Here is a 20,529-nt window from a genome sequence, read left to right as displayed (position 1 = left end):
CCGCCGCCGGCATGGACAAGGCCGCCACGCTCACCTGGCTCCGCCGGATCTCCGGTGACATCGCCACGGTGACGATCAAGCGGCTGGAGGACACCCTCCCCTGGTACGCCGACATGCCACCGGCCCGCCGCTCCGCGGTCGGGCTGGTGGCGCAGGCGGGCATCACGTCATTCATCCAGTGGTACGACGACCCCACGTCCACCCCATGGATCGCCGCGGACATCTTCGCCGCCGCTCCCCGTGAGCTGCTGCGGAGTGTGAGTCTGCAGCAGACGCTCCAGCTCATCCGCGTCACCGTCGAGGTGACCGAGGAGCGGGTCGCGGGCAAGGGCGCGGATCTCCGAGAGGCCATCCTGCTCTACTCGCGGGACGTGGCGTTCGCGGCGGCCGACGTCTACGCCCGCGCCGCCGAGGCCCGCGGCCTCTGGGACGCACGGCTCGAAGCGCTCGTCGTCGACTCGATCCTCACCGGCGAGGCCGACGAGGAGCTGCCCAGCCGGATCGCCGCGCTCGGGTGGCACGGTCATGGGGAGGTCGCTGTCCTCGTCGGGACCACGCCCCCGCAGTTCGACGTCGATCTGGTTCGCCGCACCGCGCGGAAGCTCGCGGTCGACGTGCTCATCGGGGTCCAGGGCTCGCGACTCGTCCTCGTGCTCGGACGCGCGCGCGTCGAGGGTCAGGAGGGCGAGGACGAGGAGCTCGGGTTCCAGGAGATCGCCACGCGTCTGGAGCCCTCGTTCGGCCCGGGCTTCGTCGTGCTGGGCCCGGCGGTCGCCGCCCTCGTCGACGCCAGCCAGAGTGCTCGTGCGGCCCTGGCCGGATTCGCCGTCGCCCGGGCCTGGCGCGGCGCACCGCGGCCCGTCGAGGCCGACGACCTGCTCCCCGAGCGCGCCCTCGCCGGCGATCCGCTCGCGAAGCAGACCCTCATCGAGCGCATCTACCGCCCGTTGCAGGCGCACTCGACCGACCTCGTCACGACGCTCTGGAGCTACCTGGACAACGGCCGGTCCCTCGAGGCGACGGCCCGCGAGCTCTTCGTGCATCCCAACACCGTGCGCTACCGCCTGAAGCGGGTGAGCGAGGTCATCGGGTGGGACGCGACCGGGCCCCGCGAGGCGCTCATCCTGCAGACCGCACTCATCCTCGGCTCCATCGGAGCCGCGGAGCAGGTCCGGCGCCGTTCGCCTCTGCGTCGCCCTCCGCGCTGACCGAGACGGCGAACCTGTGCGCCACACACAAGGGTTCCGCGCAATCTTGTGATGGATCATCCACCGTTCTGCCGCGATCGTTGGCAGACTGGGTGGGTGATTGTCGTCGTCTGCCCTGGACAGGGCTCGCAGACCCCCGGATTCCTCGCCCCCTGGCTCGAGCTCGACGGAGTGGAGGAGCGTCTCGCCGCCTACTCCGAGGCCGCGCAGGTCGATCTCCGCGCGCACGGCACCGAGTCGGACGCGGACACCATCCGCGACACCCGCGTCGCCCAGCCGCTGATCGTGGCCGCCTCCCTCGTCGCCGGTGACGCTCTCGTGGCCGCCGCCGGTCGCCGCGCCGACGGCATCGCCGGGCACTCCGTCGGGGAGATCGCCGCTCTCGTCGGCAGCGGTGTCCTGGACGCCACGACCGGCATGCGCCTCGTCGGCATCCGTGGGCGGGCGATGGCGGATGCCGCGGCCCAGACCCCGACCGGGATGAGCGCGGTCCTCGGCGGTGACGAGGAGACGCTCCTCGCCCGACTCGCCGAGCTCGGCCTCGCGCTGGCGAACTTCAACGGCGGCGGGCAGATCGTCGTCGCCGGCCCTCTTCCGGCCCTGGCGGCCCTCGCCGAGGAGCCGGTCAAGGGCACGCGCGTGGTGCCGCTCCAGGTCGCCGGCGCGTTCCACACCGATTACATGTCCTCCGCCGTCTCGGTTCTCCGCGACGCTGTGGCCGATGTCCAGCCGGCCGATCCCGAGATCACGCTCTGGACCAACCGCGACGGCTCCGTCGTGACCGACGGAGCGACGGCGCTGGACTACCTCGTCGATCAGGTCTCCTCCCCCGTGCGGTGGGACCTCTGCATGACCTCCTTCGCCGACGCCGGCGTGACCGGCGTCATCGAGCTCGCCCCCGCCGGCGCCCTGGTCGGTCTCGCCAAGCGCGGCCTGCGCGGCGTGCCGACGGTCGCCGTGAAGACCCCCGAAGACCTCGAAGCCGCCGTCGCGCTGCTGAACGGAGAAGCCGCATGACCGCCTCCCTCGCCCAGATCGCCGGGCCCGCCTACACCCGCATCTACGCCTTCGGCGCGGCTCGCGGCGAGAACGCGGTGCCCAACGAAGACCTCATCGGGCCCATCGACTCGAGTGACGAGTGGATCCGGCAGCGCACCGGCATCATCACGCGCGTCCGGGCCGACAAGGGGACGGACGCCATCGACCTCGCGACCGAGGCGGCGGCCGAGGCCATCGAGAAGTCGGGTGTGCCGGCCGACCAGGTAGACCTCGTCATCGTCGCGACCATCAGCAACCCGAAGCAGACGCCGTCGGTCTCCGCGATCGTGGCGGACCGCGTCGGCGCCAACCCGGCTGCGGCGTACGACATCAACGCGGCCTGCGCCGGCTACGCGTACGCGGTGGCGCAGGCCGACGCGCTCATCAAGGCCGGTGCCGCCCGCCACGCCCTCGTGATCGGCACGGAGAAGCTGTCCGACGTCGTCGACCCCACGGACCGCAGCATCTCGTTCCTCCTCGGCGACGGCGCCGGCGCGGCTCTCATCGGCCCCAGCGACACGCCGGGCATCGCCCCTGCCGTCTGGGGCAGCGACGGCTCCAAGGCCGACGCCGTCGGCATGAACGGCACCCTCACCGACTTCCGCGACGGCGTGGTGCCGTGGCCGACGCTCCGCCAGGAAGGTCCGACGGTCTTCCGCTGGGCGGTCTGGGAGATGGCGAAGGTCGCCCGCGAGGCGCTGGAGAAGGCCGGGATCGAGGCCTCCGACCTCGCCGCCTTCATCCCGCACCAGGCGAACATGCGCATCATCGACGAGTTCGCCAAGCAGCTCGGCGTTCCGGAGACCACCGTCATCGCCCGTGACATCGAGACCACCGGCAACACGTCGGCCGCCTCGATCCCCCTCGCCAGCCACCGCCTCATGGCCGAGCACCCGGAGCTCTCCGGCGGCCTCGCCCTGCAGATCGGCTTCGGCGCCGGCCTCGTCTTCGCGGCCCAGGTCGTCGTCCTCCCCTGAAGACGCGCCGACCTTCCCTAGACTGTTCCACGGTTCCGAATACAACCCGTAAGAAAGAGGAAGACCACCATGGCTTTCACCAACGATGAGGTCCTCGCCGGCCTCGCAGAGCTGATCACCGACGAGACCGGCATCAACGCCAGCGAGGTCGCCCTGGAGAAGTCGTTCACGGACGACCTCGACATCGACTCGATCTCGATGATGACGATCGTCGTCAACGCCGAGGAGAAGTTCGGCGTCACCATCCCCGACGACGAGGTCAAGAACCTGAAGACCGTCGGCGACGCCGTCAACTTCATCGTCGCGGGCCAGGAGTAATCCCGGCAGGATGCCACCCTCGCCCCGCGCGGGGCGTGGCATCCTCCGGCCCTGCCCATCCCCCGCACGAACTCGTTTCGACAAGGAACCACACCTCATGACCAAGCGCATCGTCGTCACCGGCATCGGCGCCACCTCCGCCATCGGCGGGACGGCCCCGGAGAACTGGGACAACCTCCTCGCCGGTGCCTCCGGCGCCCGCACGATCGAGCACGACTGGGTGCAGGAGTACGACCTCCCCGTCACGTTCGCCGCCTCTGCGAGCGTCCGTCCGGAAGAGGTGCTGCCCCGCCACGAGGCGAAGCGTCTCGACCCGTCTTCGCAGTTCGCCCTCATCGCGGCCCGCGAGGCCTGGGCGGACGCGGGCTCGCCAGAGGTCGCTCCCGAGCGCCTCGGCGTCGACTTCGCGACGGGCATCGGCGGCCTGTGGACGCTGCTGGACGCCTGGGACACGTTGCGTGAGAAGGGCCCGCGCCGGGTCATGCCGCTGACCGTGCCGATGCTGATGCCGAACGCGGCCGCCGGCAACCTGTCGCTGCAGTTCGAAGCCCGGGCCTACGCGCAGACCGTGGTCAGTGCCTGCGCCTCCAGCACCGAGTCGATCATCCACGCGTTCCACCACCTTCAGGAGGGCCTGGCCGACGTCGTCATCGCCGGTGGCACCGAGTCGGCGATCCACCCGATCACGATGGCCGCCTTCGCCTCCGCGCAGGCGCTGTCGCGTCGTAACGACGACCCGGCCCACGCCTCGCGACCCGGCGCGATCGACCGCGACGGCTTCGTGATGGGCGAGGGTGCCGCCGCCCTCATCCTCGAGACCGAGGAGCACGCCAAGGCCCGCGGCGCGAAGATCTACGGCTACATCCTCGGAGGCGGTGTGACCGCCGACGCCTACCACATCACCGGCAACGACCCCGAGGGCAAGGGTGCGGCGCGTGCCGTCGTCCAGGCACTCGAGGGGGCCGGCATCACCCCCGACCAGGTGACGCACATCAACGCCCACGCGACCTCGACCCCGGTCGGGGACCCCAACGAGTACGTCGCGCTGAAGAACGTCTTCGGCGACCGGATCGACGAGATCCCGGTGTCGGCGACCAAGGCGTCGACCGGACACCTGCTGGGCGGCACAGGAGCGCTGGAGGCGATCTTCTCCCTCCTCGCGCTGCGGGACCGCGTGGCCCCGCCGACGATCAACATGACCGAGCCGGACCCGGAGGTCCCCTTCCGTCTGTCCGGAGAGGCGGCTCCGCTCGGTGACGGCCCGCAGATCGCCATCAGCAACTCGTTCGGCTTCGGCGGACACAACGCCGTGCTCGTGCTCGGCGGCGTCGACTGACCGCTTCCGCATGCACGACGAAGGCCCCCGGGATGTGAACCGGGGGCCTTCGTCGTGCGCGGGTCCGCTCTGGCCCTTCGACAGGCTCAGGGACCCAGGGGCGCGCTCGCCCGGACGGCAAGGCGCTGCGAACGCTCCCGACGGCGGCGCTCGATCCGCGGGAGGAACCAGCCGATCAGCGGACCGACGCCGAAGGCGAACAGCACGGTGCCGACGCCGACGGGGCCGCCGAGCAGGAAGCCGACCAGCAGGACGGAACCCTCGATGACCGTCCGCGCCAGCCAGACCGGCCACCTGGTCACTCGGACGAGCCCCGTCATGAGTCCGTCGCGCGGTCCGGGACCGAAGTCCGCCGCGATGTAGAGACCGGTGGCGAACGCCAGCAGCACGAGTCCGAAAACGAACATGGGCGCCCCCACCCATACGCACGGCGGCGCGGGCAGCACGAGGAGCGTGAGGTCGGCGAACGGTCCGATGAGCAGGGCGTTCAGCAGAGTGCCGAGGCCCACCCGTTGACGGAGCGGGATCCACAGCAGCAGGACGACGATCGAGATGAGCACCGTGACGACCCCGTACCCGAGTCCCGTCCAGCCCGCGACGCCCAGCGACAGGACGTCCCAGGGCGCGACGCCGATGCCGCCCCGCACCATGAAGCCGAGGGCGACGCCGTAGAGGAAGAGCCCGCCCACGAGCTGCGCGAGCCGCTCGACCAGGTCCCGACGGCTGGTCGCGGTGAAAGGCAGGAAGACGGCACGGAAGAGCATCTCTCCATCGTGGCCCGTGCGAAGACCTCCGAGGACGACCACTGAGCGAAAAGTGGCCTGCACATGGAAGGCCACTTTGCGGCAGTCTGGAGGCATGGCATCCCGTCTCGTCACGCAGCTCGGCATCCAGGACCTCGACGACGCCTCGGCGTCCGGTCTCGCCGACCGCATCAGAGCGCTCATCCTCGACGGTCGCCTCACTGTCGGCGAGCGACTGCCGAGCGAGCGCGCCCTCGCCCTCGAGCTGCGACGGTCCCGGTCGACCATCACCCGCGCTTACGGCGTGCTGGAGGCCGCCGGCTACGTGTCCCGGCATCACGGCGGCAGCACCCGCGTCGCGCTCCCGCACGGCCCGTCGACAGCCACCCCGGGCCGGGACGACGAGGCGATCGACCTCTCGATCGCCTCCATGGACTCGACCCCCGGTCTGTACGACGCCACCGTGCGCTCCCTCCCCCGACTCGCTGCTCTGCGCGGTACGAGCGGCTACTCGCTGCAGGGTCTTCCCGAGCTGCGTGAGGCCGTGGCCCGCCGGTTCACCGAACGCGGCGCGGTCACCACGCCGGACGAGATCATGATCACCTCCGGCGCCCTGAACGCCGTCAACCTCATCCTCACGGCGATCGGCCGCCGGGGCGAACGCGCCCTCGTGGAGCAGCCGACCTTTCCGCACGCGCTCGAGGCGTTGCACCGTCACGGCTACCGTCTGGTCCCCACGCCGGTCGACACCGACGGCTGGGACACCCGGCACCTCACCGACACGCTGCTGACCGCTCGGCCGCACGTCGCCTACCTCATCCCGGACTTCCACAACCCCACCGGCGCGACGCTGCCGCAGGAGGAGCGGTCCCGGATCGCCACGACGGCCCGGAACACCGGCACCCATCTGATCGTGGACGAGACGACGGCGGAACTCGACATCGACCGCGGATGGGCTCCGGTGCCCATGGCGGCCGAGGGACCGAACGTCATCACGGTCGGGTCGATGTCGAAGATCGCCTGGGGAGGCATGCGCATCGGCTGGGTGCGCGCCGAGCGCTCGGTCATCGCTCGACTGCTGGCCGTCCGTCCCTCGTTCGAACTCGGCACAGCGCTCCTGGAGCAGTGCATCGCCGTGGAGCTTCTCGACGACGTCCCGGCGCTCACCCATCATGTCCGACGCCGCCTCACGGCGGGGCGGGACGCGGTGGCTGCGGGGATCGCGGATATCCCGGGGATGCGCATGCCGGAGACGCCCGGCGGCCTCTCCGCCTGGATCGACCTCGGTGCCCCCTTGTCGACCACGCTCTCCCTCGCCGCACGGGAACGGGATCTCATCCTCCCACCCGGGCCGCGCTTCACGACCGGCGGCGTGCTGGAGCGCCGCCTCCGGGTCCCGATCACGCTTCCCCCCGAGCGGACGGCGGAGGCGATGACGCGCCTGGCGCAGGCCTGGGCGGACGTGCGCGGCGGTGGAGTGGACGCCACCGCCGACCTTGCTCACGCCGCAGTGATCTGACCGGCACAGACGAGGACCCCGCCCGGTCACCCGGGGCGGGGTCCTCGTCGAGCGGAGCGGGGATTCGTCTTCTCAGCGTCCGGGATCACTCACCGGCATCCGATACTCACGCCTCCGCGCTCCTGGTCTCAGCGGCCGGTCAGCCGACCTTGTGGAGCCAGACGACGCGCGCGTCGTCGCTGGCGTGACGGAAGGGTTCCAGCTCCTCGTCCCAGGCGGAGCCCAGGGCGACGTCGAGCTCACGCTGCAGCTCGACGGCGTTTCCCGCGGCGATCTCCATCGCGTAGCGGATGCGGTCCTCGCCGATGACGATGTTGCCGGCGGCGTCGGTCTGGGCGTAGTGGATCCCGAGGTCGGGGGTGTGCAGCCACCGACCGCCGTCACTGCGCGGAGTGGGATCCTCGGTCACTTCGAACCGCAGGTGCTCCCAGCCGCGGATCGCGGTCGCGAGGGCAGCGCCGGTTCCGACGGGGCCGTCCCAGTAGAACTCGGCGCGGCGGGCGCCGGTCAGCACGGGCTGCTCGGTCCAATCGAAGTTCACCGCACGCCCGATAGCGCGACCCACCGCCCATTCCAGGTGCGGGCAGAGCGCGCGAGGCGCCGAGTGGATGAACACCACTCCGCGTGCGTAAGCCGTCGCCATGATCTCTCCGTTTCATCAGGTGCGTCTTCCCCTACGACCTGAACCACGAAGTGGCGAGAGTATGCGGTTGTGCGCCCATTCTCGCCGAGTTCCCGCGAAATCACAAGCGTGTGATTCGACGACGAAGGCCCCGGTCCGCGGACCGGGGCCTTCGGGCGCTTCGACGAGCTCAGCGACCCACCGTGGGGACGCTCAGCGACCCACCGTGGGGACGCTCAGCGACCCACCGTGGGGACGCTCAGGCCTCGCTCATGGCCTGCTTGACCTGCTGGCCCTTGGCGGCGTAGTAGGCCGCGCGGGCGGCGTCCTTGCGGGCCTGCTCGGCATAGCCGAACTCGAGCACGTCCTGCGGGACCTCGACGTTCGGGACGTCGTCGGTGCCGTGGTACTTCTCGATGTACGCGTCGAGCTCGGGACCGGACGTCCACGAGGTGATGAGGCAGTAGCGCGGGTCGGTGCCGTTGTGCGTGGCCGCGTGCCACAGGCGCTGGGTGTCGACGATGAGCTGCGCACCGGCCGGCAGGGCGATGCGGTACTCGATGCTGGGGTCCGTGCGGTTCTCGCGCAGGACGAAGTAGCTGTCCTTGTCGTCGGTGAGGTTGAAGAACCCGCGCACGACCCAGCCGGTGCCGTCCGGGTTCAGACGGTTGTTGTCGTCCTGGTGCAGGTTGTAGAGGCAGTCGCCGTACGGGGTCGGCTGCAGCTCGATGACGCGGCAGCGACCGACGTTCGCGCCCGGCTCCTGCGCGCGACGCGTGAGGTTCGGGGCCTTGGCGGTCTGCTCGTCGATCCAGACGCCGTCCTTGTCGGTGCGCGGCGGCTTGTGGTTCCAGAAGCCGTTGCACTCGATGTCACCGAAGGCGCTGGCGAGGGGCGCGAACCGGGTGTCGCCCGAGGACTTCCAGTCGACGTACTCGATGTCGAGCCACTCCTTGGGGTCGGCCTCCTGGTCATAGCTGTCGAGGACGACGAAGCCCTTCTCCTCCAGCGCTGCGGACTTGATGTATCCCATGATCGAGTCATGTTCCTTTCATCGGGGGCCAGCACGTTTTAACAGGCCCTGATAAGGCAAGGCTAACAGCGGGACCTGGCCCTCCCCCGGAGGGTCACCGTGGATAAGCGAATAGACTGGGCGGGGCACCCGGCGCGTCCGTGGCGCCTGTCGCTACGGGAGGACGAGACACCAGCATGAGCACCGCGACCAACGTCGAGGCGACGGCAGTCAACACGATCGAATGGCTCGCGGCGGGACGCACGACCATCGTCGTCCCCGTCTACCAGCGGCAGTACCGCTGGGACATCGGCGGCTGCGAGCGGCTCCTCTCCGACGTCAGGGCGGTGGCCGCGGAAGACGACGCGCATCGCCACTTCATCGGCTCGATCCTCTCCGCCGAGGACGGCTCCGGCCCGGACGCCGACCTCATCCTCATCGACGGGCAGCAGCGCCTCACCACTCTCATGCTCCTCGTCGCCGCGCTGCATCACTCGGTGCGCGACCGGGACCCGGAGCTCGCCGCCGACCTCGCCCGCGTGCTGGTGCGCACCGACGACCCGGAGCGCACGAAGCTTCGGCCGCACGACGCCTGGGCCGATCTCTACGAGTCGGTCGTGCTCGACCGCCGTGACGACCTCGATCGCGAGTCGCGCTTCGACGACAACTACGCCTTCTTCCGCAGCCAGATCCATGCCGACGAGGTGCCGCTCATCTGGCAGGGGCTGCAGCGACTGGAGCACGTCTCGATCACGCTCGGTGCGCAGGCCAACGCGCAGCAGATCTTCGAGAGCCTGAACTCCACCGGCGAACCGCTGCGGGACCATGAGCTGATCCACAACTACATCCTCATGGGCCTGAACCACGCCGAGCAGATGGACGTGGAGGCGCGGTTCTGGCTACCGATCGAGCAGCACACGGGCGAGGCGATCGGAGCGTTCTGGCGCCACTACCTCGTGCTCGTGACGGGGCGAGAGGTGGCGGCGAACGGGGAGCACGGGGTGTACAGCGCGTTCCGCCAGTCGTTCCCGCGCGTCGACGTCGCGCACCTCCAGGCCGACGCCGAGACCTGGCGGCACTACGCGGAGATCTACGGCCTCCTCCTCGATCCGACGAAGGAACCGGACCCCGAGATCGCGCGTCAGCTGCGGCACGTGAACACGTTCGGACGTTCCTCGTACCCGCTCGTCATGAGCGCGTACAGCGATCACGCACGCGGGCTCATCGACCGGGCCCAGCTCCTCGAGACGCTCGAGTGGCTGCAGGCGATGTTCCTTCGTCGCGCGCTCGTGAACCTTCCCGCCGAGCGGCTCATCGCCCGTCTCTGCCGTGCGCGTCGCGACGGACACGACGCCCTCGCCCGCGCCATCGCGCGCATCACCCCGTCGGACGAACGGGTCAGTGCGGTGCTCAAGTACAGCGAGCTGCCGTATCCGGCCTACGTGCTCGGCCGGCTCGAAGGCGTCGATGACGTGGACGGCTACGACGTCGAGCACATCGTGCCCGCCGTGCCCGGCGACGCCTGGTCCGGCGACGGCGTGCGCCCGTGGAGCGAGTATTCGGAAGACGAGCAGAACAGCCACCGCGCCCTCTCGCCGACCCTCGGCAACCTCACACTGCTGGAGCAGGGGCTCACGGAGCGGGTGTTCGGCGCCTCGTTCCCGGTCAAGCGCGATGAGGCCTATGCACGCAGCGCGGTGCCGGCCACTCGCGCTCTGGCCGCGCAGGAGTCCTGGGGCACGGCGGCCATCACCGCACGCACGGTGGGCCTGACAGCCGACCTCGTCCGCGTGTGGGCACGACCCGCGCTGCCCGAGATTGACGACGACGGACTCACCCCGATCCTCGACGCGGTCCGACGCCGCGGCTGGCCGGCGGGGTGGGAGCGCGAGTTCGACTACGTCGAGTACCGCGGCGAGCGATGGGAGGTCTACGACGTCAAGCATCTGTTCAACCGCGTGTTCCGCCGCGCCTGGACGGACACCACCGAGGCCGCTCTCGCCTACTGCGCGACCCACGGCGGCCCGATCTACCGCGACAAGGCGTGGAAGGGGCACTGGGATGACCTCGACGACACGCACTACCTCTACATGGGCTGGGACTCGAACTACATGATGACGGCCGTCCAGGGGGTCCTCGATGAGTCCGGCATCGCCGCCGAGGTCTTCGTGAAGTACTCCTACATCGGGAATGTGATGTGACCATGACCACTGTCATCCGCCGCCGCCTGCTCGACCTCGCCGTCGAGGAGCACACGCTCACGGTTCCCCTCGTCTGGGGCGACCCGGCAGACACCCGTACGATCGACGTGTTCGCCCGCGTGGTGACACGCGACGGGGGCGAGACGCTCCCCTATCTGGTGTTCCTGCAGGGCGGGCCCGGCTACGAAGCCCCGCGTCCCTTCCACTCCTCCACAGCGCCCGCGTGGCTGGACCAGGCCCTCGCGCACTACCGACTCGTCCTCCTGGACCAGCGCGGCACCGGCCTCTCCTCCCCGGTCGGCGACGGCGACCTCGTGCGGGGCGCCGAAGCCGTCGCCGAGCATCTGACCCACCTGCGCGCCGATGCCATCGTGCGCGACTGCGAGGCGCTGCGGGAGCACCTGGGGGTGCCGACGTGGAGCGTCCTCGGGCAGTCCTTCGGCGGGTTCACGACGCTGGCCTACCTGTCGACCCACGCGGATTCGCTCGACGACGTCTTCATTACCGGAGGCCTCAGCACGGTCGAGCGCGACCCGGACGAGGTCTACGCCCTCTGCTACGACAAGATGCGCACGGCGTCCGAGCGGTACTACCGGCGCTTCCCGGAGCACCGCGACGTCATGCGACGCCTGATCGATCTCGCGGACGCCGGTGAACTCGTCCTCCCCGACGGCGAGGTCGTATCGCGTTCCCGCCTCCGCTCGGTGGGCTCCGATCTCGGCACCGACGACGGTTGGCAGACGCTCTGGTCCCTCCTCGAGCGCGATCCCTCTTCCAACGCCTTCCGCTACGACCTCCAGCACGCCATGCCCTTCGGCGCACGCAATCCGCTGTACTACGCGTTCCACGAGTCGAGCTACGCGAGCGGACACACGACGCGGTGGTCGGCGGAGCGCGTCGAGCCTGACGACTTCCGCGACGACCCCACGCTGTTCACGGGCGAGCACATCCGTCGCGAATGGGCGGACACCGTCCCCGGGCTGCAGCCGTGGCGCGAGGTCACGTCGATCCTGGCGGAGCACCCCTGGCCGCGGATCTACGACACCGTCGCTCTCGCCGACTCCGGAGCCACGGGAGCGGCCGCGGTGTACGTGAACGACGTGTACGTGCCGCTGGAGTTCTCGCTGGAGACCGCCCGCCTGCTCCCCGGTGTGACGCCGTGGGTGACGAGTGAGCACGAGCACAACGGCCTGCGGAGCGGCCCTGTGCTGGCGCGCCTGATCGACCTGGCCCACGGACGCCGCGTCCGCTGACATCCGCCGCGCGACGGATACCGTCGACATGGTCGGCGATCTATCCTGGGCGCATGGAGCATCTGCTCGGATGGACCACGATCGCCCTCGTACTCGGTGCGGGGCCGGTGCTCTTCTTCGTCGGCATCCGGCACTCCCTCTCCCGTCGCCCGGTGGAGGAGAAGTACGAGCAGGCCGGATCCGGAGGGCTCGTCGGCGTCTTCGATGCTGTGTGGTCCCCCACCGCGCACGAGGCGGGGCAGGAGCGCGACCGGCAGACCAGACGCACCGCCCCGGCGCCGAGCCCCGGCGACCCGCCAGGCCGCATCCAGCACGGACGCATCATCATCGACGTGTGAGCGCCTCACCGGGCATGACGAAGGCCCCGTGCTCCGAGGAGCGCGGGGCCTTCGTGAAGCGGTCCTTACTTGGAGCCGCCGAAGCCCTTGAAGCGCTGGTTGAACTTCTCGACGCGACCGGCCGAGTCCATGATGCGCTGCTTGCCCGTGTAGAAGGGGTGCGAGGCCGAGGAGATCTCGACGTCGATCACCGGGTACTCCACGCCGTCCAGCTCGATCGTCTTGTCGCTCGTGACGGTGGAGCGGGTGAGGAAGGTCTCGCCCGAACCCAGGTCGCGGAACACGACAGCCTTGTACTCGGGGTGAATGTCAGTCTTCATGGGATTCCTTTGTTGCTGCCCTGGATTGTGCCAGGGACGAGGGAAGTCTGTGGTGCCGAACGCACCAAGGATCGATTCTACCAGTACTTCGACGAGCTCAGTAACCCATCGGGGCCGAGCTCAGTAACCCATCGGAACCGAGCTCAGGAGGCGGCGCGGGCGGAGTAGCGTCCGTCCTCGCTGCTGAGCGCGATCGGCATGCCGAAGGTCTCGCCGAGGGCATCAGCGGTGAGCGTCTCGGCGATCGGGCCCGCCGCCACCACGGCCCCGTCGCGGATCAGCAGCACGTGCGTGAACCCGACCGGGATCTCCTCGACGTGATGGGTCACCATGAGCATCGCGGGCGTCGTCGGAGCGGAGGCGTAGCCGCCCAGCAGCGCCAGCAGCTCCTCACGCGACCCGAGATCGAGCGAGGCCGTCGGCTCGTCGAGCAGCAGCAGCTCGGGGTCGGTCATGACCGCGCGGGCGATCTGCACGCGCTTCTGCTCGCCGTCGCTCAGCGTGCCGAACGTGCGGTCGGCGAGGTGCGCGAGACGCCAGTCCCCCAGCACCCGCAGTGCGCGCCGCTCATCGATGTCCTCGTAGCTCTCGTTCCAGCGGCCGAGCACGGAGTACGCCGCCGTGAGGACCGTGTTGAGAACCGTCTCGTCGCGCGGGATGCGCTTGGCCATGGCCGTCGAGGCGAACCCGATCCGGGGTCGGATCTCGAAGACGTCCGCGCGTCCGAGCGTCTCGCCGAGGACGGTGACGGTGCCAGAGGTGGGATGCATCAAGGTGTCGGCGAGCTGCAGCAGGGTCGTCTTGCCCGCCCCGTTCGGCCCGAGGATCACCCATCGCTGATCGTCCGAGACCTGCCAGGTCACGTGATCGATGATGTTGCGCCCCTCTCGGCGCACGACGACGTCGGTGAACTCCAGAGCGATCGGCATACCGAAAGCCTATCGGCTCAGGCGGACAGCTCTGCGTAGAGCGCGCGGGTCTCGTCGGCGATCGCACCCCAGCTGAACTGCGCGCGGGCACGCTCCCGACCGGCCTCCCCGTACTCCCGAGCCCGCGCCGGATCCGAGGTGACCTCGGTCAGGACCGCCGCGAGATCGGCGACGTAGCGGTCGGGATCGGTGGGCGTGCCCGTGCCGTCCTGTACCTGCTCGATCGGGACCAGCCGGCCCGTCACGCCGTCGTCGACGACCTCCGGGATTCCGCCGGTCGCGGTCCCGACGACGGCCGCTCCACAGGCCATCGCCTCGAGGTTCACGATCCCGAGGGGCTCGTAGACGGACGGGCAGACGAACGTGGTCGCCGCGGCCAGGATCGCCGACAGCTCATCGCGCGGCAGCATCCGCTCGATCCACACCACACCCTCGCGGGTCTGCTGCAGCAGCCGCACCCCCTCCTGCACCTCGGCCATGATCTCCGGGGTGTCCGGCGCTCCGGCGCACAGGATCAGCTGGACCTCCGGAGGCAGCAGCCGGGCCGCCTGCAGGAGGTACGGCAGCCCCTTCTGGCGCGTGATGCGGCCGACGAAGACCACCGAGGGACGGTCAGGGTCCATGCCGATCGAGGAGAGGAAGGCGAGGTCGTGCACAGGACGCCACCGCTCCACGTCGATGCCGTTGTGGATCACGCGGACCCGTGCGGGGTCGACCTGCGGGTAGCTGCGCAGGATGTCGGCGCGCATGCCGGCGCTCACCGCGATCACCGCGGCGGCGTTCTCGTAGGCGAGCTTCTCGATCCCGCTCGACACGGCATAGCCGCCACCGAGCTGTTCGGCCTTCCACGGCCGGAGCGGCTCGAGGCTGTGCGCCGTGAGCACGTGCGGGATGCCGTGGAGCTGGGAGGCGAGATGGCCGGCGAAGTTCGCGTACCAGGTGTGGCTGTGCACGACGTCGGCGCCCGCGATGGCCGACACGATCTCCAGGTCCGTGCCGAGGGTCTGCAGAGCCGGGTTGGCGGCGGCGAGGCTCTCCGGGGCGCGGTAGGCGAAGGTGCCGTCCTCATCGCGCGGCGCACCGAACGCGCGCACCGTCACGTCGATGTCACGACGCAGCGCGGAGACGAGCTCGGCGACGTGTACACCCGCGCCTCCGTAGATCTCCGGCGGATACTCCTTGGTGATCATCTCGACTCGCATGCCTAGACGCTATCGAGCGGGTTGTCCAGATGCTAGTTCCCCGCGCCGAACCGCATCTATGGTGGAGCCATGTCCGCTCCAAAGAAGGTCTTCGGGATCATCCTCGCCGGCGGCGAGGGCAAGCGACTCATGCCGCTGACGGCCGACCGCGCGAAACCTGCCGTCCCGTTCGGCGGGCAGTACCGCCTGATCGACTTCGCCATCTCGAACCTCATCAACTCCGGGCTGAGACAGATCGTCGTGCTGACCCAATACAAGTCGCACAGTCTCGACCGGCACATCTCGCAGACGTGGCGGATGTCGGCCCTCCTCGACTCCTACGTCGCGTCCGTCCCCGCCCAGCAGCGCCTCGGCAAGCGGTGGTTCTCCGGCTCCGCCGACGCGATCCTGCAGAGCATGAACCTCATCAACGACGAGAAGCCGGACATCGTCGTCGTCATCGGCGCCGACCACGTCTATCGGATGGACTTCCGTCAGATGCTCGAGGCGCACATCGAGTCCGGCGCGAAGGCGACGGTGGCGGGCATCCGCCAGCCCCTCGCCCTGGCGTCGCAGTTCGGGGTCATCGACGCCGACCCGGAGTCCGGGCGCATCCGGCAGTTCCTGGAGAAGCCGACCGACGCCACGGGTCTTGCGGACTCCCCGCACGAAGTCCTGGCCTCCATGGGCAACTACATCTTCGACACGGACGCCCTCATCGCGGCGGTCGAGGCGGATGGAGAGCTGCCGACGTCGAGCCACGACATGGGTGGCGACATCGTCCCCTACTTCGTCGACCGCGGCGAGGCCGGCTACTACGACATGAAGCAGAACGAGGTCCCTGGCTCGTCGCCACGCGACCGCTCCTACTGGCGCGACGTGGGAACGATCGACTCGTTCTTCGACGCGCACCGGGACCTGATCTCGACCCTCCCGATCTTCAACCTCTACAACATGGAGTGGCCGATCCACTCGCAGGCGGTCAACTCCCCGCCGGCGAAGTTCGTCCGCGACTCCGTGGGACGGATCGGGAACGCGATCGACTCGATCGTGTCGCTGGGGTCGGTGCTCTCCGGCACGCACCTCGAGCGCAGCGTCGTGGGCCCGTGGACGCTCGCCGGCGGCGGGTCGACCATCACGGACTCCGTGGTGTTCGATCACGTCCACGTCGGCCAGGGCGCACGCGTGCATCGGGCGATCCTCGACAAGAACGTCGTCCTCGCCGACGGGGCGACGGTCGGGGTCGACCGCGAACGGGACCTCGCCCGCGGGTTCACGGTCACGGAATCGGGGATCACGGTCGTCGGCAAGGGCGTGTTCATCGAGCGCTGAGGCGTCGAGCGGTGCCGAGCCCCGGACTCCGGTCGCTAGGCTCGATGGCGTGACCACCGCGCGATTCCTCGTCGTCCTCGATGCCGATTCCACGCTCATCCGGAACGAGGTGATCGAGCTCCTCGCGGAGGAAGCGGGTCGCCGCGCCGAGGTGCAGGCGGCCACCGAAGCCGCGATGCGCGGTGAGATCGACTTCGCGACCAGTCTCCGCTCCCGAGTGGCGGCTCTCGCGGGCGTACCCGTCGAGGCGTTCGCCCGGGTCCGCGCCCGCGTCGAGCCCACCCCCGGTGTCCGCGAGCTCACCGCCGCCGTCCACGCCCGAGGCGGGGTGGTCGGCGTGGTCTCGGGCGGGTTCCACGAGATCCTCGACGACGTCGCGCCGGGGCTCGGTGTCGACCGCTGGCGTGCCAACCGTCTGTCCGTGGCCGACGGTGCACTGACGGGCGAGGTGGACGGCGACATCGTCGACGGGGCGGCCAAGGCCTTCTGGCTGCGCACCTGGGCGGAGGAGCTCGGCGTGGCACGGCACGCGACCATCGCGATCGGCGATGGCGCCAACGACCTCCCGATGATGGCGGTCGCCGGCCTGGGGCTCGCGTTCAACGCCAAGCCCGCCGTCCGGGAATCGGCGAGCCTGGTCATCGGCCCTGTCGACCTCGGAACGGTCATCCCTCTGCTCCCCTGACCCTCGACGATGTCCGTGGCCGGGTCTACCGTCGGGTCATGGACATCATCCTCATCCCCGGTCTCTGGCTCGACGCATCGAGCTGGGACGACGTCGTGCCCGCTCTCGAGAAGGCGGGACACCGCGCGCACCCACTGACCTTGCCCGGACTCGACGCCACCGCGGAGGCGGCAGCAGGCATCGGGATCGATGACTGGGTGGCGTTCGCGGTCGCCGCCGTGGACGCCACGGAGGGCGACGTCGTGGTCGTCGGACACAGTGGCGGAGGCAATGTCGCCTGGGGCGTCGCCGACGCACGCCCGGACCGCGTGGCACGGGTCGTCTTCGTCGACACCGTCCCGCCGCCCCCGGGCTCCGGCATCAGCGAGTTCCCGGTGCAGGACGGCGTCGTCGCCTTCCCCGGCTGGGGCTTCTTCCCCGACGAGGACGTGCATGACCTGGACGACGAGACCAGGGCGCGGACGAGCCTCCTCACACACAGCATCCCCGCTCGGGTCCCGACTGACGAACTCGCGCTGCGCAACCCCGCTCGGCATGGGATCCCGGTCTCCCTGCTGATGGGAGGACTGGACCAGACGTCGTTCGACGAGGTGATCAGCCAGTGGGGCCCGTACGCGACGGAGTACCGGGCGATCGACGATGCCGAGGTCGTCCGGATCGGGTCCGGACACTGGCCGCAGTTCTCCGCGCCGGAACGTCTCGGCGAGCTCCTCGTGCGTGCGATCGACCGCTGACCGCGAGGGCCGGGGTCAGTGCCCCATGCCGAGACCGCCGTCGACCGGGATGACAGCGCCGGAGATGTAGCCGGCGTCGTCGCTCGCCAGCCAGGTCACGACGCCCGCGACCTCGTCCGGCGTCGCGAACCGGCCGGCAGGGATGTTCGCCTTGTACTGCTTCTGCGTCTCCTCGGGGAGCTCTGCGGTCATGTCGGTCTCGATGAACCCGGGCGCCACGACGTTGGCCGTGATTCCGCGTCCGCCGAGCTCGCGCGTGAGGGATCGGGCGAAGCCGACGAGCGCGCTCTTCGAAGCGGCATAGTTCGTCTGCCCCGCGGAGCCATAGAGGCCCACGACGCTGGAGATGAGGATCACCCGTCCGAACCGCGCGCGCAGCATGCCCTTCGAGGCACGCTTGACGACCCGGAACGTGCCGCCGAGGTTGGTCGCAATGACGCTGTCGAAGTCATCCTCGCTCATGCGCATGAGCAGGGTGTCCTTGGTGATGCCGGCGTTGGCGACGACGATCTCCACCGGGCCGAGCTGCTGCTCCACCTCGGTGAAAGCCGCGTCGAGTGCGGCGGCGTCCGTGACATCCGCGCGCACCGTGAGGGTGCCCTCCGGCCCCTCTCCGCTCCGAGCGGTGACCGCCACCCGGTATCCCTCCCTCACGAAGCGCTCGGCGATGGCGCGGCCGATGCCGCGGTTTCCTCCGGTGACGAGGACGACGCGCTCCGCGCTCATGGGCACTCCTGGGTCTGAGGTCGAGGCTCGGGATTCCGAGCCGTCATCGATCCTAGCGACGTTGCCGTGCCGGGTTCACGACGGCCGTTTGACAGACGCAGACCGTCCTGGAAGCCTGAGGGCGACGAAAGGCAGCAGCGTGAGCGATCCCCGTGTCCCCGGTCCGTCGGGTGAGCCGCCGGCCATCCCGCCGGCCCCCGGCTCCTCCCCTGCGTATCCGGGATTCCCGCCGGCACCGCCGACCAACGTCGCACCGCAGCAGTACTCGCCGCCTCAGCAGTACTCGCCACCTCAGCAGTACTCGGCCCCGCAGCAGTACTCGGCCCCGCAGCAGTTCACCACCCCGCAGCCGTACGGGGCGCCGCCCGCACGGCCGTCCAGCGGGCTCGCGATCACCTCGCTCGTCTGCGGCATCGCCGGTGTCGTGCTGTTCTGGGCGATCGTGCCGATGCTCGCCTCAATCGCGGCCGTGATCACCGGCCACATGGCACTGGGGCAGATCCGGCGCACTCCCGGTCTCGGCGGACGCGGCATGGCGATCGCCGGACTCATCCTCGGCTACCTGATGATCGGCGTGCTCGTCTTCACGATCGTCTCGACGCTCATCAGCCTCGTGGTGTTCGGCGCCTTCACGCTGCCCTTCGTCTTCGCGAACTGAGGCTCCTCGCGGGCATGCCGATGTCGCTGCGGCGGCGTAGGCTGGAACCATCGTGAAGAACGCACGTCGAGTACCGGCCGTCACCTCACTGCCGCAGTCCCCGCGGGATGAGGGTGACCACCGTGTGCGTCGATACGCCCTGACGATGACGATCCGCATCGTGTGCTTCGGGTTGATGTTCTTCGTGCAGCCGTTCGGCTGGTGGACATGGGTGTTCGCGCTCGCCGCCGCGGTCCTGCCTTACATCGCCGTGGTCTTCGCCAACGCCGGCAGCGACAGCACGGAGACGGCAGCCGAGTCGCCGATGCGCGAGATCGACGCACCGGCGCCCGCTCCGGCGCCCGCTCCGGAGATCGCCCCTGACGTCATCACCATCCGCGAAGGCCGCACGGACCGATGAGCGAACTCATCTGCTCGCGCGCCGGATGCCGGAGCGCGGCCACGAGGCAGGTCGTCTGGCGCAATCCGCGCATCCATGCCGCCGACCGCGAGAAGATCTGGCTGGCGTGCGATGAGCACGTCGACTTCCTCCATGACTACCTGGCCGCGCGGGACTTCCCGGTGACGGTGCGAGACGGGGTGCCCTCATGAGCAACCGCCTGACCCGCTGGGGTGTGTACGTCCTCATCGCCATCGGCTTCGCGATCGCGTGCGTCTTCCTGTCGAACTGGCAGTTCGAGCGGAACGAGTCCCGGGCCGAGCAGATCGCGCTCGTGGAGCAGAACTACGATGCGCCCGCCGTCCCGCTCGCGGACGTCGTCGCCGAGGACGACCTCGACCCCGCAGACGAATGGCGGCCGGTCACCCTGCAGGGCGAGTACCTCGCCGACGAGCAGCTCCTGGTTCGCAACCGTCCGCACGGAGGCACGAGTGCGTTCGAGGTTCTTGTCCCCTTCCGGGACGCGGACGGCCGTGTGCTCATCGTCGACCGCGGCTGGGTGCCCCCGGGCGAGGGCGAGCTCCCGGACACGGTTCCCTCTCCGCCTTCTGGTGAGGTCACGGTGACCGTCCGGCTCCGCCCGGGCGAGCCGCTTCCCGCATCCGGGCGAGGGGCTCCGGAGGGCCAGGTGCCCACCATCCACCTCCCCTCCATCGGGGACCTCGTCGGAGACGACGTCATCACCGGCGCCTACGGGCGCCTGGTCGAGGAGCAGCCCGCCGCGGATGCGGCGCTGGGCGGTTTCGAGTCCCCGACCGACGACCCGGGGCCGCACCTGTCCTATGCGATCCAGTGGATCCTGTTCGCCATCATGGGCTTCATCTTCATCGGGTACATCATCCGGACCGAGATCGTGAAGCACCGCGAAGACGTCGAGGGGAAACCGGCACCGGTGAAGGTCACGAAGCGGCGCGACCGCGACGCGGACGTCGAGGACGAACTTCTCGACGCCCGCTGACC

General features: G+C 69.8%; 23 protein-coding genes. 16 read left to right on the top strand and 7 right to left on the bottom strand.

The window, feature by feature from the left end:
* Positions 1-11 precede the first annotated feature (11 nt).
* From ACIGJI_RS00505 to ACIGJI_RS00485, 5 genes are all read left to right on the top strand, one after another.
* Positions 12-1,208: a CdaR family transcriptional regulator gene (locus tag ACIGJI_RS00505; RefSeq protein ID WP_187664166.1), complete on the top strand. Its 1,197-nt coding sequence runs from the start codon at positions 12-14 to the stop codon at positions 1,206-1,208.
* A 96-nt stretch (positions 1,209-1,304) separates the two neighbouring features.
* A complete protein-coding gene (locus tag ACIGJI_RS00500; RefSeq protein ID WP_363443719.1) occupies positions 1,305-2,225 on the top strand; it encodes an ACP S-malonyltransferase in 921 nt (306 codons plus the stop codon).
* The gene (locus tag ACIGJI_RS00495) at positions 2,222-3,223 is read left to right on the top strand and encodes a beta-ketoacyl-ACP synthase III (protein WP_363443716.1); all 1,002 of its coding nucleotides are present in this window, start codon (positions 2,222-2,224) and stop codon (positions 3,221-3,223) included. Before ACIGJI_RS00500 ends, ACIGJI_RS00495 begins: the two co-directional genes overlap by 4 nt.
* A gap of 69 nt (positions 3,224-3,292) precedes the next feature.
* Positions 3,293-3,541, top strand: coding sequence for an acyl carrier protein (locus ACIGJI_RS00490; protein ID WP_017202249.1), 249 nt, complete (start codon positions 3,293-3,295; stop codon positions 3,539-3,541).
* Between the two features lie 97 nt (positions 3,542-3,638).
* A complete protein-coding gene (locus tag ACIGJI_RS00485; RefSeq protein WP_363443713.1) occupies positions 3,639-4,877 on the top strand; it encodes a beta-ketoacyl-[acyl-carrier-protein] synthase II in 1,239 nt (412 codons plus the stop codon).
* Positions 4,878-4,963: 86 nt separating this feature from the next.
* On the opposite strand, the gene ACIGJI_RS00480 is transcribed toward ACIGJI_RS00485, so the two are convergent.
* Positions 4,964-5,641 (bottom strand): hypothetical protein, encoded by a 678-nt coding sequence (locus ACIGJI_RS00480; protein WP_363443710.1) that lies wholly within the window; start codon positions 5,639-5,641, stop codon positions 4,964-4,966.
* Positions 5,642-5,735: 94 nt separating this feature from the next.
* Here ACIGJI_RS00480 and ACIGJI_RS00475 point away from each other — a divergent pair, with 94 nt between their 5' ends.
* The gene (locus tag ACIGJI_RS00475; protein WP_363443707.1) at positions 5,736-7,139 is read left to right on the top strand and encodes a PLP-dependent aminotransferase family protein; all 1,404 of its coding nucleotides are present in this window, start codon (positions 5,736-5,738) and stop codon (positions 7,137-7,139) included.
* A gap of 139 nt (positions 7,140-7,278) precedes the next feature.
* Here ACIGJI_RS00475 and ACIGJI_RS00470 read toward each other — a convergent pair whose 3' ends face one another.
* Positions 7,279-7,782 carry a DUF3145 domain-containing protein gene (locus ACIGJI_RS00470; RefSeq protein ID WP_187661607.1) on the bottom strand — a complete coding sequence of 168 codons (504 nt, stop codon included), beginning with the start codon at positions 7,780-7,782 and terminating at the stop codon, positions 7,279-7,281.
* Positions 7,783-8,020: 238 nt separating this feature from the next.
* Positions 8,021-8,794 carry a hypothetical protein gene (locus tag ACIGJI_RS00465; RefSeq protein WP_025103622.1) on the bottom strand — a complete coding sequence of 258 codons (774 nt, stop codon included), beginning with the start codon at positions 8,792-8,794 and terminating at the stop codon, positions 8,021-8,023.
* Between the two features lie 176 nt (positions 8,795-8,970).
* On the opposite strand from ACIGJI_RS00465, the gene ACIGJI_RS00460 reads away from it, so the two are divergent.
* The 3 genes from ACIGJI_RS00460 to ACIGJI_RS00450 are packed head-to-tail and all read left to right on the top strand — an operon-like array spanning position 8,971 to position 12,565.
* A complete protein-coding gene (locus tag ACIGJI_RS00460; protein WP_363443704.1) occupies positions 8,971-10,974 on the top strand; it encodes a DUF262 domain-containing protein in 2,004 nt (667 codons plus the stop codon).
* A complete protein-coding gene (locus ACIGJI_RS00455) occupies positions 10,971-12,227 on the top strand; it encodes an alpha/beta fold hydrolase (protein ID WP_363443700.1) in 1,257 nt (418 codons plus the stop codon). The genes ACIGJI_RS00460 and ACIGJI_RS00455 overlap by 4 nt, the downstream gene beginning before the upstream one ends.
* A gap of 53 nt (positions 12,228-12,280) precedes the next feature.
* Complete coding sequence (locus ACIGJI_RS00450; RefSeq protein ID WP_268776228.1) at positions 12,281-12,565, top strand: hypothetical protein; 285 nt, start codon at positions 12,281-12,283, stop codon at positions 12,563-12,565.
* 65 nt (positions 12,566-12,630) lie between these two features.
* Here the strand turns inward: ACIGJI_RS00450 and ACIGJI_RS00445 are convergent, their stop codons facing one another.
* The 3 genes from ACIGJI_RS00445 to glgA all read right to left on the bottom strand — a co-directional run bounded on the left by ACIGJI_RS00445 (position 12,631) and on the right by glgA (position 15,016).
* Complete coding sequence (locus ACIGJI_RS00445; protein ID WP_187661611.1) at positions 12,631-12,885, bottom strand: type B 50S ribosomal protein L31; 255 nt, start codon at positions 12,883-12,885, stop codon at positions 12,631-12,633.
* A gap of 143 nt (positions 12,886-13,028) precedes the next feature.
* Positions 13,029-13,814, bottom strand: a complete 786-nt coding sequence (locus ACIGJI_RS00440) for an ABC transporter ATP-binding protein (protein WP_187661612.1) — start codon at positions 13,812-13,814, stop codon at positions 13,029-13,031.
* A gap of 17 nt (positions 13,815-13,831) precedes the next feature.
* Positions 13,832-15,016, bottom strand: a complete 1,185-nt coding sequence (gene glgA / locus ACIGJI_RS00435) for a glycogen synthase (RefSeq protein WP_363443697.1) — start codon at positions 15,014-15,016, stop codon at positions 13,832-13,834.
* Positions 15,017-15,085: 69 nt separating this feature from the next.
* Here glgA and ACIGJI_RS00430 point away from each other — a divergent pair, with 69 nt between their 5' ends.
* From ACIGJI_RS00430 to ACIGJI_RS00420, 3 genes are read left to right on the top strand one after another with little or no spacing between them, the layout of a single operon-like run.
* A complete protein-coding gene (locus ACIGJI_RS00430; RefSeq protein WP_062634342.1) occupies positions 15,086-16,327 on the top strand; it encodes a glucose-1-phosphate adenylyltransferase in 1,242 nt (413 codons plus the stop codon).
* Positions 16,328-16,376: 49 nt separating this feature from the next.
* Positions 16,377-17,012, top strand: coding sequence for a phosphoserine phosphatase SerB (gene serB / locus ACIGJI_RS00425; protein WP_187661615.1), 636 nt, complete (start codon positions 16,377-16,379; stop codon positions 17,010-17,012).
* Positions 17,013-17,050: 38 nt separating this feature from the next.
* Complete coding sequence (locus ACIGJI_RS00420) at positions 17,051-17,746, top strand: alpha/beta fold hydrolase (protein ID WP_187661616.1); 696 nt, start codon at positions 17,051-17,053, stop codon at positions 17,744-17,746.
* 15 nt (positions 17,747-17,761) lie between these two features.
* Here ACIGJI_RS00420 and ACIGJI_RS00415 read toward each other — a convergent pair whose 3' ends face one another.
* Positions 17,762-18,472, bottom strand: a complete 711-nt coding sequence (locus ACIGJI_RS00415; RefSeq protein ID WP_187661617.1) for a beta-ketoacyl-ACP reductase — start codon at positions 18,470-18,472, stop codon at positions 17,762-17,764.
* A 139-nt stretch (positions 18,473-18,611) separates the two neighbouring features.
* Between ACIGJI_RS00415 and ACIGJI_RS00410 the strand changes: the two genes are divergently transcribed.
* Genes ACIGJI_RS00410 through ACIGJI_RS00395 form a run of 4 tightly spaced genes read left to right on the top strand, consistent with a single transcriptional unit; the run spans position 18,612 to position 20,527 of the window.
* Positions 18,612-19,130 carry a DUF4190 domain-containing protein gene (locus tag ACIGJI_RS00410; protein ID WP_363443693.1) on the top strand — a complete coding sequence of 173 codons (519 nt, stop codon included), beginning with the start codon at positions 18,612-18,614 and terminating at the stop codon, positions 19,128-19,130.
* A gap of 52 nt (positions 19,131-19,182) precedes the next feature.
* Entirely contained in the window at positions 19,183-19,530 is a 348-nt protein-coding gene (locus tag ACIGJI_RS00405) for a DUF3099 domain-containing protein (RefSeq protein WP_187661618.1), read from the top strand.
* Positions 19,527-19,721 (top strand): hypothetical protein, encoded by a 195-nt coding sequence (locus ACIGJI_RS00400; protein ID WP_363443690.1) that lies wholly within the window; start codon positions 19,527-19,529, stop codon positions 19,719-19,721. Before ACIGJI_RS00405 ends, ACIGJI_RS00400 begins: the two co-directional genes overlap by 4 nt.
* Entirely contained in the window at positions 19,718-20,527 is an 810-nt protein-coding gene (locus ACIGJI_RS00395) for an SURF1 family protein (protein ID WP_187661620.1), read from the top strand. Before ACIGJI_RS00400 ends, ACIGJI_RS00395 begins: the two co-directional genes overlap by 4 nt.
* Positions 20,528-20,529 lie beyond the last annotated feature (2 nt).

The sequence above is a fragment of the Microbacterium sp. NPDC064978 genome (assembly GCF_044543605.1).
Taxonomy (GTDB): Bacteria; Actinomycetota; Actinomycetes; order Actinomycetales; family Microbacteriaceae; genus Microbacterium; species Microbacterium meiriae.
This window is presented reverse-complemented; position numbering and strand designations above follow the sequence as displayed.

Coding starts and splice junctions, on each gene's coding strand:
- ACIGJI_RS00505 (WP_187664166.1), top strand. CDS start 12: ATGGACAAGGCCGCCACGCTCACCTGGCTCCGCCGGATCTCCGGTGAC.
- ACIGJI_RS00495 (WP_363443716.1), top strand. CDS start 2,222: ATGACCGCCTCCCTCGCCCAGATCGCCGGGCCCGCCTACACCCGCATC.
- ACIGJI_RS00490 (WP_017202249.1), top strand. CDS start 3,293: ATGGCTTTCACCAACGATGAGGTCCTCGCCGGCCTCGCAGAGCTGATC.
- ACIGJI_RS00485 (WP_363443713.1), top strand. CDS start 3,639: ATGACCAAGCGCATCGTCGTCACCGGCATCGGCGCCACCTCCGCCATC.
- ACIGJI_RS00480 (WP_363443710.1), bottom strand. CDS start 5,641: ATGCTCTTCCGTGCCGTCTTCCTGCCTTTCACCGCGACCAGCCGTCGG.
- ACIGJI_RS00475 (WP_363443707.1), top strand. CDS start 5,736: ATGGCATCCCGTCTCGTCACGCAGCTCGGCATCCAGGACCTCGACGAC.
- ACIGJI_RS00470 (WP_187661607.1), bottom strand. CDS start 7,782: ATGGCGACGGCTTACGCACGCGGAGTGGTGTTCATCCACTCGGCGCCT.
- ACIGJI_RS00465 (WP_025103622.1), bottom strand. CDS start 8,794: ATGGGATACATCAAGTCCGCAGCGCTGGAGGAGAAGGGCTTCGTCGTC.
- ACIGJI_RS00460 (WP_363443704.1), top strand. CDS start 8,971: ATGAGCACCGCGACCAACGTCGAGGCGACGGCAGTCAACACGATCGAA.
- ACIGJI_RS00450 (WP_268776228.1), top strand. CDS start 12,281: ATGGAGCATCTGCTCGGATGGACCACGATCGCCCTCGTACTCGGTGCG.
- ACIGJI_RS00445 (WP_187661611.1), bottom strand. CDS start 12,885: ATGAAGACTGACATTCACCCCGAGTACAAGGCTGTCGTGTTCCGCGAC.
- ACIGJI_RS00440 (WP_187661612.1), bottom strand. CDS start 13,814: ATGCCGATCGCTCTGGAGTTCACCGACGTCGTCGTGCGCCGAGAGGGG.
- glgA (WP_363443697.1), bottom strand. CDS start 15,016: ATGCGAGTCGAGATGATCACCAAGGAGTATCCGCCGGAGATCTACGGA.
- ACIGJI_RS00430 (WP_062634342.1), top strand. CDS start 15,086: ATGTCCGCTCCAAAGAAGGTCTTCGGGATCATCCTCGCCGGCGGCGAG.
- ACIGJI_RS00420 (WP_187661616.1), top strand. CDS start 17,051: ATGGACATCATCCTCATCCCCGGTCTCTGGCTCGACGCATCGAGCTGG.
- ACIGJI_RS00415 (WP_187661617.1), bottom strand. CDS start 18,472: ATGAGCGCGGAGCGCGTCGTCCTCGTCACCGGAGGAAACCGCGGCATC.
- ACIGJI_RS00400 (WP_363443690.1), top strand. CDS start 19,527: ATGAGCGAACTCATCTGCTCGCGCGCCGGATGCCGGAGCGCGGCCACG.
- ACIGJI_RS00395 (WP_187661620.1), top strand. CDS start 19,718: ATGAGCAACCGCCTGACCCGCTGGGGTGTGTACGTCCTCATCGCCATC.